Origin of the sequence: Natrinema halophilum (genome assembly GCF_013402815.2) — an archaeon.
Lineage (GTDB): Archaea > Halobacteriota > Halobacteria > Halobacteriales > Natrialbaceae > Natrinema > Natrinema halophilum.
Genome location: NZ_CP058601.1, coordinates 3,860,053 through 3,872,288, shown reverse-complemented (window position 1 = coordinate 3,872,288; position 12,236 = coordinate 3,860,053). Strand labels below are relative to the sequence as shown.

At 55.4% G+C, this 12,236-nt stretch carries 14 protein-coding genes; 4 read left to right on the top strand and 10 right to left on the bottom strand.

Features of this window, described 5'->3' with window-relative positions:
* Positions 1 to 162 precede the first annotated feature (162 nt).
* Positions 163 to 846 (top strand): hypothetical protein, encoded by a 684-nt coding sequence (locus HYG82_RS39410; protein ID WP_179263389.1) that lies wholly within the window; start codon positions 163 to 165, stop codon positions 844 to 846.
* 7 nt (positions 847 to 853) lie between these two features.
* Here the strand turns inward: HYG82_RS39410 and HYG82_RS39405 are convergent, their stop codons facing one another.
* Positions 854 to 1,216 (bottom strand): hypothetical protein, encoded by a 363-nt coding sequence (locus HYG82_RS39405; RefSeq protein WP_179263387.1) that lies wholly within the window; start codon positions 1,214 to 1,216, stop codon positions 854 to 856.
* Positions 1,217 to 1,456: 240 nt separating this feature from the next.
* On the opposite strand from HYG82_RS39405, the gene HYG82_RS39400 reads away from it, so the two are divergent.
* On the top strand, positions 1,457 to 2,032 hold the full coding sequence (locus tag HYG82_RS39400) for a tyrosine-type recombinase/integrase (RefSeq protein ID WP_235217752.1): 576 nt from the start codon (positions 1,457 to 1,459) through the stop codon (positions 2,030 to 2,032).
* 109 nt (positions 2,033 to 2,141) lie between these two features.
* Here the strand turns inward: HYG82_RS39400 and HYG82_RS39395 are convergent, their stop codons facing one another.
* Positions 2,142 to 2,642: a hypothetical protein gene (locus HYG82_RS39395; RefSeq protein ID WP_179263383.1), complete on the bottom strand. Its 501-nt coding sequence runs from the start codon at positions 2,640 to 2,642 to the stop codon at positions 2,142 to 2,144.
* A gap of 554 nt (positions 2,643 to 3,196) precedes the next feature.
* Here HYG82_RS39395 and HYG82_RS39390 point away from each other — a divergent pair.
* Complete coding sequence (locus tag HYG82_RS39390; RefSeq protein WP_179263381.1) at positions 3,197 to 4,174, top strand: tyrosine-type recombinase/integrase; 978 nt, start codon at positions 3,197 to 3,199, stop codon at positions 4,172 to 4,174.
* 262 nt (positions 4,175 to 4,436) lie between these two features.
* On the opposite strand, the gene HYG82_RS39385 is transcribed toward HYG82_RS39390, so the two are convergent.
* The 5 genes from HYG82_RS39385 to HYG82_RS44825 form a co-directional block, all read right to left on the bottom strand.
* On the bottom strand, positions 4,437 to 5,177 hold the full coding sequence (locus HYG82_RS39385) for a hypothetical protein (RefSeq protein ID WP_179263379.1): 741 nt from the start codon (positions 5,175 to 5,177) through the stop codon (positions 4,437 to 4,439).
* Positions 5,178 to 5,621: 444 nt separating this feature from the next.
* The gene (locus HYG82_RS39380) at positions 5,622 to 6,464 is read right to left on the bottom strand and encodes a DUF8168 family protein (RefSeq protein WP_218834191.1); all 843 of its coding nucleotides are present in this window, start codon (positions 6,462 to 6,464) and stop codon (positions 5,622 to 5,624) included.
* Complete coding sequence (locus tag HYG82_RS39375) at positions 6,457 to 6,744, bottom strand: hypothetical protein (protein WP_179263377.1); 288 nt, start codon at positions 6,742 to 6,744, stop codon at positions 6,457 to 6,459. Before HYG82_RS39375 ends, HYG82_RS39380 begins: the two co-directional genes overlap by 8 nt.
* Complete coding sequence (locus HYG82_RS39370) at positions 6,741 to 7,706, bottom strand: hypothetical protein (protein WP_179263375.1); 966 nt, start codon at positions 7,704 to 7,706, stop codon at positions 6,741 to 6,743. Before HYG82_RS39370 ends, HYG82_RS39375 begins: the two co-directional genes overlap by 4 nt.
* Positions 7,707 to 7,708: 2 nt before the next feature.
* Entirely contained in the window at positions 7,709 to 8,308 is a 600-nt protein-coding gene (locus HYG82_RS44825) for a DUF8112 family protein (RefSeq protein ID WP_484549568.1), read from the bottom strand.
* 195 nt (positions 8,309 to 8,503) lie between these two features.
* On the opposite strand from HYG82_RS44825, the gene HYG82_RS39360 reads away from it, so the two are divergent.
* Positions 8,504 to 8,737, top strand: a complete 234-nt coding sequence (locus tag HYG82_RS39360) for a helix-turn-helix domain-containing protein (RefSeq protein WP_179263371.1) — start codon at positions 8,504 to 8,506, stop codon at positions 8,735 to 8,737.
* A gap of 216 nt (positions 8,738 to 8,953) precedes the next feature.
* On the opposite strand, the gene HYG82_RS39355 is transcribed toward HYG82_RS39360, so the two are convergent.
* Genes HYG82_RS39355 through HYG82_RS39345 form a run of 3 tightly spaced genes read right to left on the bottom strand, consistent with a single transcriptional unit; the run spans position 8,954 to position 12,194 of the window.
* A complete protein-coding gene (locus HYG82_RS39355) occupies positions 8,954 to 10,528 on the bottom strand; it encodes an ATP-binding protein (RefSeq protein WP_179263369.1) in 1,575 nt (524 codons plus the stop codon).
* Positions 10,476 to 11,729 (bottom strand): tRNA-guanine transglycosylase, encoded by a 1,254-nt coding sequence (locus tag HYG82_RS39350; protein WP_179263367.1) that lies wholly within the window; start codon positions 11,727 to 11,729, stop codon positions 10,476 to 10,478. The genes HYG82_RS39355 and HYG82_RS39350 overlap by 53 nt, the downstream gene beginning before the upstream one ends.
* Positions 11,730 to 11,732: 3 nt before the next feature.
* On the bottom strand, positions 11,733 to 12,194 hold the full coding sequence (locus tag HYG82_RS39345) for a DUF6884 domain-containing protein (RefSeq protein WP_179263365.1): 462 nt from the start codon (positions 12,192 to 12,194) through the stop codon (positions 11,733 to 11,735).
* Between the last annotated feature and the right edge of the window lie 42 nt (positions 12,195 to 12,236).

Here is a 12,236-nt window from a genome sequence, read left to right as displayed (position 1 = left end):
TTTGACTGCGGCCCAACCAGATAAAACTCTCGAATAGCCTAATACAGAATAGGCTAACTGAGAATTGTCTATTCTGGTATAGTATATCGTCACCGGATTGAGAAGGACATTGGACCCGTTTGCTGAGGAGGATTTTTCAAGGCCGGTTCTGTCTGTGCATCTATGGAATTTTCTGAGATAGTCGGTGATGAGGACGGGAAGTCCAGTGACTGGCATACAAGCGATATGCCGGATGATGTCAAGAATGCACTGTCGTTGGCATTCCTGGACGGATTCCACAATGAAGTTCACCGGCTGCATGATGAACTACAGCAGGAATGGGAAGAGGCAGAGGATGATGATCTTCCCATGGAGTTCAGTTTCGGCGGTGTCGGGTTGAAGACGTACGAACTCCATAGCTTGACAGTGAGTTATTTCGAGGCAGGAGTTCCGATCCTGTGCTTCCACCACTTCCGAAATGAGACGGAAGAAGGGTACCAAATTCTGGAGTGGATGGAAGAGAACCGAAATCGTGCTCTTGACGAGGACAGTGAAGAGCCGTACGGTACACAGATCATGCAGTGGTTGAATAGTCGGAGATCCTCTATCACCGACATGGCCCGGTTGATGGATGAGACCGGGCTGTTGAGCCATGATAAAGTGAAGCGGGTAAGGTCTCACCGCCACGACTTCCTCCACTCTCCTCTGCAAATACTATACATCTCTGGTTGGGAAGACCTGCTAAAAATGTCGGAGAGATGTATCACAGTGGTCGATGACTTGGATGAACGACTGTACCAGGATATCGATCTCCACGCATTCTATCCGACTCTCACAGACAAAGAACGCTCCAGCCGTACTTTCTGACCTTTACTTACCCCTGTCGCAGCTGGATCTGTACTTTATCTCCGACTGCTGGTTCGCCGTTACCGTAGGTGAGTTCATAGAGGTCGCCGTTCTCTTTTTCTCCGACCGGGATGGTATTTGCCCCCTCAAGCAGGTGCGCAATCCGCTCAAATCCTTCGTCCAGCAGTGGACTCCATTTCGACTCCTCAATTATCTCGTTCACATCTCGTACCAGAACGTCTTCTTCGACGCCGCCGCGGTCACGATGATAGAACGCAGTAAACTTAGTGGGCTCCTCGTCAAATTCTATCCCGGATTCCATTTTAGCGAGTCGCTCGTCGGTTGCGAAGGTGTACTGGTAAAGTTGCTTCAACGAGAGTTGTTCCGCCATGCACGATAATTAAACAGACCTTGGATAACACTGTTGAATACCTTGTCTTCCTCGAAGATAGAGAACTCACGGACAAGCAACAACGTCCAGAGAAGTTGGGCACCGCATGTAGGGTCTCGCCGAAATTTCCTCGGAGAGCAAACGGCTGTTCTGTGAACGGTGACGGAGGCGTGTTCGAAGATATCGGCTTAGTCAACTTTGGAGTCTCCTGCAAACTCCAAAGTTCGCGCGAAAGTATGGATGACACCGGACCAAGTCGAAGCACTCCGATCAGCATGCTACACCACCGGTGCAGAATACCTCCAGCAGCGCAACGAAGCCATTATCGCGTTCATGTACGATACTGGACTCCGCGTTGGAGAACTCGTCCAGATCAACAAGACGCTGCTTCGAAACGGAAACTCGGAACTCTATCTGCCGACAGACATCCAGAAGGATTACCCGAACGAAAATTCCCCACCACCAGTGACCCTCACACTATCGAAGGACACAGCGCGATTGCTCTCAGCATATCTTAACTCCCGCTGGAAAGATCCGCAAGCACTCTTCCCGTCTCGATCCTCCAATCGGATTTCTGAACAAGGCGTTCGGAATATGCTTCACAAGGTCGCTGAGGAAGCAGGGGTTCAGCCATACAAGATTGATGGCACTCGGGGGAACGCCAGTGACGTGACACCGCACGCACTCCGACACAGCGTCGCCTACAGAATGATGAACGAAGAAGACGAAAATACGCTCTACCATGTCCGGAATCGATTACGACATCGCAGTATCCAGACCACTGAACGAATCTACGATCATATGCTGAAGGTCTGATTCAACTTGAGGACAGTGATTGGGTTCCCGACGCGACTTCACAGCAAATCTGCCTAAGGAGAGGAACACAAAGGACATCGCGGCAAAGAATTCTGTCCAGCGCCCCGGGTTAATCGATGTACCCACGATCACGGAGAAACGCGTGTCGATTTTTGTGATTGCCGAGAATCCCTTCGTGAGGGTACTCTTCGGCATACCGGTGGAGAATTTCTGGATCGTCGATGACGACACCGTAATAGTGGTCAAACGATGCTGTCGTCGGATCGACTAGATGCTCCCCGTCAAGCAGACACCAAGCGTGCTCAATCCCTCCAACGTCAAGATCACCCATGACTGCGAACCCTTCGACGTAGCTAAATCTCTCGTTGAACTTCCACATCCCGAGCGAATTACTGAAACACGACTTTTCCGCCGGGTCAGTCACTCGGATCCCATCCGAGATGAGATCCTGGTCGTCAGCATTCACGTCATTTGAGAGGGTTATCGACCGACCAGCAATCTCCGTATGTTTGAGATCACTTTGCGACACGCCTTGCCCATGATCTGCCACATACGCGCGCAGTGGAGACCCTGACTTCGACGCCTCCACGTATCTTGTAGCAGCGTTCATCTTCGCACACCACCGACTACATCCGTGTCAATGGGGTGGCGCTGTCCTCGTTTCTGAACTTGCTCTCTCTCGAATCTCATGATGAACAGGTGAAACCAGCATGCAGGGATAAACCCTCGTGCTCTCAGCAACACCGTCGGGGAGTTGCCTTCACACTGCGTCTTCCACTAGATTTCGACTCACCGATTCAACGCAACACTCCCACTACTTCGCCGCAAGATGTAACGAATTCTCCATAATCCAGAGACAGCCCCATCCGCCGCGCAAACCCGACTGCTTACAAGCCGTCGCGGGCGCACTCGCAGCAACACTCAACGCGTCCAACGACACGGATGGGTTGCAGCTAAGAGACGCCCATCGATCCCAACCGAAACGCATGGAGGACCGAGAAAGACACGCTAATTGAGAGCAGTCAGGAGCGACTCACAGTACGACCACATCGCCGAGGGCCGCACTCACGGCTGAATATCCCGATGTGAACCACGATAATCGAACAACATGACTGGAGGCGCTTATCGCGCGGATTATCTCCGTAGAGACCCTGTCTGGATGGCATGCCGACGATGGATTACGAAGCGGCAGCCGCCCGAGTACTGACCTATGTTGAGTCAGCCTCACAGATCCACCCAGAAAATAAGCGACTCATTCAGGAGTATCACCGGGATATGGTTCTCGCAGATATCAGCCACGCACAACAACAGAAAGTACTCTCTCATTTCAAAATCATCACCGACCACGTCGGTCAGACTCCGTTTGCTGATCTCGACAAAGAAGATATCGTGGAACTCGTCGCGTGGTTGTACACCCGCGGAACGAGCGCTTCGACAGTCGTTGATTACAAGCAGGCTATCAAGCAGTTTTGGAAGTGGATGAATGATGGCGAGGACCCCGAGGAAACGAAGTGGATCCGGCGCGGGCCGGTAGAGCAGAAACGAATCCTTCCCCAGAGTCTTCTCACGCCACGTGATGTCCAAGCATTAGTCGATGCGTGCCACAACGAGCGTGACCGCGCATTCATTGCAGTGCTGTGGGAAACCGGAGCCAGAATCGGCGAACTCATCGACCTCCAAGTCAGTCACATTGAGAACACGACGCTGGGGAAGCAAGTCGTTGTTTCAGGGAAGACCGGTTCACGCCGACTACTACTGCTCGAATCCGAATCGTATCTCGACTCGTGGCTTACCGCCCATCCAAACAGACGGCCAAACGCGCCGTTATGGTGCAAGATCGATGAAAAACAAGGCTCTCCAGATGAAACGATTGGCTACCAGTACATTCGATTACGGATTCTCGACCAGGCGCGAGAGCGGGTTGGGATTGAGAAGCCGGTCAATCCCCACCATTTCAGACATAGTCGCGCAACCTACCTGGCGAACTACCTCACAGAAGCACAGATGTGCGTCTGGTTTGGGTGGGTCCCTGGGTCGCGTGTCCCCGGTCGCTATGTCCACCTCTCAGGCCGAGATATCGATCACGCGTATCAATCGATGCTCGACGAACCGGGATACACCCGTCTCGCTGGAGCGAGTTGAGAGACGGGTCCCGAATGAGGCCGTGCTCGGACCTGCTGTTGTGGTAGCGTTAGTACCAGAGCCACTCCAATTTGCTGCTGGAATCCTCCCAACCTACTGGCCGGTGAAGGCTGTTGTGGCTGGCATCACTGGCGATCCATTTTGAGCATTGTTTCTCCTCGGTGGACTCATTGTGCACCTTCTCGGGATCGCTGTTCTCGATCGGTGGTTTGCCAGTTGGGCCGACTAATACAGAAACAACTCACAGATCCCGACTAGCAGCCTACCGAGAGTCTTGGTTGTCGGGCTGTCCGACTGGCCCGAGCCGTGTGACCCGTCCGTTCTCGATTAATGTTGTAATCCCGTCTTTCGCTGGGAAATCCCAGACAGCGTCTTCATCGGGTTGCCCTGGTGCGAGTGACTTGAAACGCCGGCCGTCACGGGTCATAGCGATCAATCGGCGGTGACTGCCTGCCAGGTCGAATAATCCGAGATCCCACCCGAACGCTCGCCGCGCAATCCGTGCTTTCCCTTTCCGATACCCAAGGATCTCCTCAGGCCGAAACTCAGCGAATTCCTCGACGGGGAACGCGTAGTTCTTAAACGTGATCGGGGTCCCCACATCTAACTCGTCTGCCAGCGGATCATACTCGCCGAACTCAAACGGACCCTCCAGCTCCGGTTCGAGCGCCGATCGCGCCGCTACCTGCTGCTCACGGTGCTCAGTGTGGAACACCCAGTGGACGACACACCCGAGCCGGAGCGCTTCCCGTGTCTTCGCGCGGTACGGCTGGTCACTCCCAGCGACGATCTCGATCCACCGATTCACCGGCCCGCCATACACCAGACAATCCGGGACCCGGTCAGCAAACTTCTTCTCGAATCGATACTCACCTGGAAACCACGGCTCACGTTCAGCCTCCCGTCGCCGATCTAACTCTACTTTCGCCCACAGATGTTCGACCGATTCCGTTCCCGCCGTTCGAAACTTATCGACATCACCCCAAATCTCGAACCCACTCATACGTCACTCACCTGATGAATGGTAGTCATACATACATCCCTCCGTTTCCACTCCAGGTTCTGTGCAGACGTGTGCCACCACGCACACGCTGACAACCGCCACACTCACGACACCACTGCACCCCCACACACCCTGTTTCAACTGTTCTCCGCACGGGCGTCCCAGCATCGGACCGGCCACACAGCCGCTGCAGCGACCACACAGAGCCACCCGCCACCACGCAGCGAGCGGTCGAGCAACGACGTCGGGACACCACCACGCATCCCGACGCCCGCCGTCGCCCACCGCACCCACGATCACTCTCACTGCTGCTCGCAACGGCACGCCCACCACAGCCTGCCACACAAGCAGCCACCGTTCGGCGTGACCGGTACCCCACCACGAGCACCGCCACGCCGCGACGACAGCCACGCCACCCGCCACCGCACCCCCATCCCACCGGCATCACCTCCCACCCCCAACACGACCGCCGCGACCCGAACCACGCGAGTCGAAGCGCCGACAAAACTCCTCAACATACTGGAGCGCCGCCGACCACGAGCGGATGCGCCGCAACTGCGCATCCAACACCCGCCACCGCCGCTCACCACCCACATCGAGCGGGTGTTCTGGCAGGCGTGCCCACACGTCCGCGAAGCACCGCGCCGGCCCGTCACCAAGCCGCGCCGCCGGTCGGCCACCCGGCTCACCAGTCACGCACAGTTGCATGTCGGGAGTCGAAAGCACCGTCCGGTGCGGCGTTACCGCCCCATCCGGCTCCTCGACCGCCAAGAACAACTCCTCGAACCCGAACCCCGCGTGGTAATTATCAAGGAGCGCCGCCGCCAGCAGCGTGTGGTACTTCAGCGACGTGTACGGATAATGCACTGACTCGTTGAACAGCCCCGCTACGTCCGACGACAGCCACGCCTCATGCATCTCCTCCGAATCCTCAATCCGGACTAACTCCCGCACGCCCGCGTCACGACCATCCGCACCGACCGACCCAGATATCACCACGTCACCAGTCACCAGCGACACCCGCGACGGAGCCGCGTGGGCATCCAGCGTCTGCTCCGGCTCCCCGGCCGGGCGGCTCAGCAGCGCCGCATCCCGATCCGCACCCAACAGGACCGTCTCATTCACCCGCACACCAGCAACGCGGTCACGAGCCGCTGCGTGTGACCGGCCACGCAGTTTGTGGACGTCATGCCGGTACACCGCCAGCATCGGATCCACGTCCGTCACAGCCTCACTGCCACCCGACTCTCGCCCCGCGCCCGCAGTCACCGACGACGAATCAGTCATCGCCACCACACCCCTCATCACCGTCATCACTCGAACCATCAGCAGCACCCGCATCGGGTTGGCTCTGGGCAGTCCGCACCCCCGACGCAACCGGGGCTAGCTCATCCAACGCATCCCGATCCGACTCCGCGTGGTCATCCCCTCTCTCCACGATCTGGTCCGCCCCGCCATCCTGCTCTTGCGCCGTCCGCAACGACGACACCACCGGAGCCAGCTCATCAAGATCTTCCTCCGCGTCCACATCGTCACCAGGATCATCAGCCTCGTCCGACCCCGTCATGCCGACTCACCACCGGGGACCGGCAGGTCACCATCACGCGCAGCCGTCCGTGCCTGCAACGCACGCACGAACTCCGCACGACACTGGTCACGCCACACATCGTCCTTCGTGTCCATCCCGCTCGTCGCATCCTGCGCTCGATTATACACCCGCCGGAGTTCAGCGTCCGTGTACAGCGGGTTCACCACGTCAGCATCGACAATCCCGGCACCGAAGTTCCGCGCCCCGCCAAGCTGCATTGCATACTCGGCACTATGCGCATCCAGATAATCGACGGCCTCGACGAGCAAGCCCACATATTCAGGTTTCAACTCCCGCAGCGTGAGCCGCCATGTCCCAACAAGATTCCCGACGACATCCCGCGTCGCCTGCCGCAACGGTTGGCCCTCATCTTCGGCGTTGCGGGAGCGCACCTGCGTGTTGAGTTGTCGGTAATGCGCTTCCGCCTCACCCTTCGTCACATCCACCTGGCGTCGGATCGGCGAAAACCGAATCGGACGACGAATCACTCGACCCGCCCGATCACCGAACCCACCGAACAAGTCATGAACGACACAGCCCGCGTCAGCATCGCCATCGACACAACTGCCTTTCTCGTGATACCCTGCATCCAGATCACGAGCGTACACGTCTTCCAACATGTAATCCGCGTTCGATTCGCCCGGATGGCACGCCGTCGCGCCCGCCGCCTGCACCACCCGTTCACAGCCATGGCGCAGCCACCCCGACAACGTGAACGGCGAAATCTGCCCCGCGATCTGATTCTGCGGATCGTCGGCTTCGTACCGGTCAGCTGAGGCGTGGTGTCGATCCGTGACGATCCCATCACCCGGCGCGAGCAAGTCGATATCGAGACCAACGTACAGGTCAGGAAACGCCACCTCATCTACGGGACGCGAGAAGTCAAAGTCGATATCCAGGTGCGATTCGTCGAAGGCCTGCGTGTCTTGCTCCCCGTGCATCGTCAGCGAACACCTCCCTGACGGCCACCATCAGCAGCGTGTCGGGCAGTAGTTTCAGTCGTATCATCACTCTTCGAACCAGCATCCGACTCGGACGCACCCTCGCGGTCCGATCTGTCAGCCCGCACCACCGCACGCTGCCACGGCTTACACGTCGATTCACCATCCGCAGTAACGAACGTCTCACTACGCGCAACCGGGCGTCGAAACCACACCACACCCGGCAGAGGTCGTACCGTAGTCGCATCTGCCGGACTCACAGCACGCGGCTGCGGGCCCAGCAGAACAGGCCACGACGACTGAGTCGCCGGATCACTGCACGTGCCGATCCGGCCATCCAAGACAAGCTCGTGCACACCCAGCGTGAAAAACTCCGACGGCTCATGCCGACACTCAATACATTTCACGTGCCCGAACTGGAAAGCCGGTTGATCGACCGGCCGGAAGACGAACACGACGACCGGTGCGCCTTCCCGCAGTTTTTCACCGCAGACTTCACAAACCGCGGCCCCTTCCCCGAGCGCAATTTTATCCAGCTGCTGTATTTCTTCAATTAACGCTTGGTCGATAGCTTCTTGAGCAGGTAGCTTTGATTCTCTCATGGGTTCGCTCATGTCTGTGTGGAACCCGACCCGGGTGTCTCAGCACCCAGGCATTCCTAATGACCTTAATGCCCCGAGGGGCCGGTGTCCACATCCATTATGAATGCTCCTATTGGTAAATGCCTTTCGGAGAATTCATAATGGTCTCTGATTAGACCGTTAGGACTAATCAGAATGGAACTGAACGATTGAGTAATGCCCGACCGTGACGAAGAATCTGGCCGGTATACCGGCGAGTACTCTACTGAAGATTTTCATAATGCCATCAGTGACAAGGGGGGAATGGCAGGAACGGGCGATATTGCAGATTATGTAGGTTGTGCCCACGACACTGCGTATAAGCGACTTCAGAAGATGGAAAAAAATGGATTAGTTTCCTCACAGAAAGTAGGGAACACTCTCCTGTGGAGACTTCTCAAAGATGATTGACCACTTATATGCTTTCCAAAAACACGCTTATTTACGCACTAATATAATTGAAATATAGGTGTGTCCAAACCTTCTACCCATCGGAGGGTCGATATCGCATAATCAGTGGCGTGCACTGGATTGTTATTTATGATGTGTCATCTCCTCACGATAATGAACGATATTCGGAAAGTCGATAGGTCTGCCAACTGTTCTATGACACTCTGCATCCGATAGCTACATTTTGTCGACTAATTCGAGAACAGGGATTGTTTTCTTATCTTCCTCTCCATACGTCACTTCGTTGTTGCTGAAATCAAAGCGGATGGGGTCACCGAGATAGGAGGCCCGCTCGATCTTGGTCAAAGCATCCCGATCACCAACCTTCCAGCAGATGAACCGGTCTATGTGAGTCAGCGGTGTCTCATCTTCGAAGAAATCACTGAGCTTGGCTTGTAGTGCTGCGTTCTTATATCCATCATCGGTGTTGACGATGGCATTAACCTCTTCGTCCATCCGGAAGTCCGCAATCTCAACAGTCTCTGGCGATCCATTAGCGCTGTACCGTTCTAACGCTGCGATGACCTCGGCAGGATTCGATGGTGAGAGCCCACCCTGCTCTTTGGTTTTCACCAGGCGATCTTGGAGTGAGCTTTCCTGCGATTGAACGCTTCGTTTCTTGTCTTCGAGTTTGCGGCGGGCGATGTAGTCTCTGTACCATTCTTCTTGGCAGACCTTGGTCATGAACCGTTCCAGTTCGTTCGTGATGGCCTGATAGACATCACCTGATTTATTCCGTATCTTTTCCCTATTGGCGGATAGTTCGAGCGACTGGCAGTTTGCGACGAAGAAGAAATGGAAGAACTCGTTGTCTGCACCGATAGCATCGTTGTACCGTTCGACCTTGATGTGGTCCTTCGCCAGCCAGATCCCGAACTGGGCTGAGTGCTTGCCATAAGTCGGAAGTTCATTACGCGCCTCTTTTCCACCGACCATTCCCACGACTTCGATAGTAAGCTCTCGGCCATCGTCCAACGTGACAGTTAGCTCACGCGGTGGGAAATGCTTGCACATCCGCTCTGCAACGAATTCACCGTCAGGATGGAGGTTTTCATCGGGGAATTCTAGCTTGTTGGTCGTCTCTATTGGCTTGCGCGTATTGTCGATTTGCGGTGAGAGCGTGACCTCAATATCGAATTCGTGGAAGTCATCATCGAAGTGCCAAGCAGTTGAGCCACCGATTGTCTTCCACTTGATGTAGTGCTCGATTTTGTTGTATGTGAGCTGTTCTGGATCGAAGCCTTGGCCTGCCCGGAAGCCGTGAACCTCGATCCGGGTGCCAGAGGTTTCATCTGTCTCTTCCGTATCAACCGAGTAGGTTGGTAGTTCGTGGTTGTTCAGTGTCTCCCACGGCTGCTCCATCACAGACTCAACGTGGTTACCGTCTTTCACGCTCTCGACACGAATCTCGTCGCTCTTGTAGTAGATCTTGGTTCCGTGTCCCTTGTACCCAATCGCGTCGTGCTTGTTGGAGTTGCCGAGGTCGAAGAACGATTCCAGGTCCTGTTCGTCCATACCGTGGCCGTCGTCCTCGATGATGAGGGTGTTCCTTCCCTCGTCATCTTGTTTGATCTCAATTTCGACCCAGGTTGCCTCTGCGTCGTAGGAATTCGACAGTGCTTCTCGAATGACTTCTAACGGATCCTCGAAGTCGCTTGCAATCTCGATGAACTCGTTGACCTCGTTAACTTTCGGTGTCTTATGCATAGCTTGTCTCTCCATCGTCGTCGAAGTATGGCTTGATTCGTTCATTGATCAGTTTGTAGGCGAACTTGCGGAAGCCCTTCTGATCCTTGACGGCTTCTTCTAGATACGCAGCGATTTGGTCTTCGTCGGCTTCGGCGATCAACTGACGGAACCGGCGTAGCTCCCTTTGTTGGATCGCCAGATTGTGGGCTGCGACGGAGCCCAAGATGTCCTTCTGATACAGGTCATCCAGTCTGTTCCGCATCCGATCGCGGTGGAGTCCGTCATTACAGATCCGGCAGTCACAAGCGTGGAAGTCCGCTTCCTCTACCGGCACAGTCTCGAAGAGATTCACACAGTACTTGCCGTTTATTGCCTGGTGGAGGTAGGAGGCTGAATCGAAGGTATCAGCCCCGACCGCTACAAGTAACGGCATCGCATTCCCCGAAATGCCGAATACGTGCAGCGGAAGATCATTGTATCCGCGTTGCTGCATTTCCAGTCGGCAGTCAGAGACTGCTTCAATCAGAACCTCGACGTTGTCCTTTCGTGGGACGAGGCTTCCCAGCGCGATACCATCGAACACTTCGGGGATTGGCTTATCCAGTTCGTTCTCGATCGCGTCAAACGATCGCTCCAGCATCGCCTCGTAATACCCGTGGACAGTCAGGTAACACGCGCCGTCAACTTCGTCCCGACGTTTTGCGAGCTGTCGAGCGTTGACCGCAGTCTTTTCCATCTTCTCGATCCGCTCCTCGAACTCGTCGTCTGGATGGATCGGATGATCGAGGTTGACGACGATGTCCGGCCCGAGATCCAACTGCATGTCCAACGCCTTGTCTTGGGTGATATCCTTCGTGAAGTCCTCGCCCTCCAGTTCGCCGCCCTGTTTTAGGATTTTATATCCACCTGAGTCAGCGAAGATCATACCGTCGTAGTCGCTGAACTTGCCCCATTCACGGATCTCGTTATCGAGGTACTCCTCCAGTTTCTTCTCCCTGATCCCGTAATCCGTCAGGGAAGAGATAGAGGTCATAACGCCGCCGAAGAGGTCGCTATAGTCCGTTCCACCGGTGGTCGGCGGATGGTTGACCATAAACTCCTTCACCGTCCTGTGGATACCGCCGCCGAACAAGGCCGGTTCGTTGCCGCCTCCATAGAAGTTGACGACAGGAAACAGGTGCGGGGTCTCCAGTGTTCTGTCGTTGATCTGGAGCTGGCCTCGTCGTGTCTCCCCTGCCTCAGCGATGACGTCGAACGACACCATCTGTTAATCTCCGTGGGTCGGTATCGAGCGGCTGCTGGACACCAAGTGTTTCAGTTGTTTGCCTTTCATTCCGATACCACTACCCTCGATATGGAGAACCGGGACATCGACCGCTTCATCAATTCCATCTACAGCGGGCATGTAGTCCTTGCCCAGATTGACCCATACTTTCTCGTACTCGTGTTCGACAACCTTGCTAGCGATAGCGTCGATAATTTCGTCATTCAATTCGTTGGCCCGCTCTGTGTCCATCTCCTGATCATAGTAGCCAATGTGGTCGTCAGGTTCGACAACACCATGTTTGGCTGATATAATTGTTATGTCAAGTCCGGGCTGAAACCGGTTCGTGCGCACTGCCTTTTTGATGATCCTGAAAAAGTAACCATCGTACAAATCAAGGGCAGGCACCGGTGTATCCACCGCTTCCTTGGTCGCAGAACACGATTGAATGAGTAGCGACGTCATCTACCTCCCTGATCAACGGCGAAGACCTATAGAACTATCGGA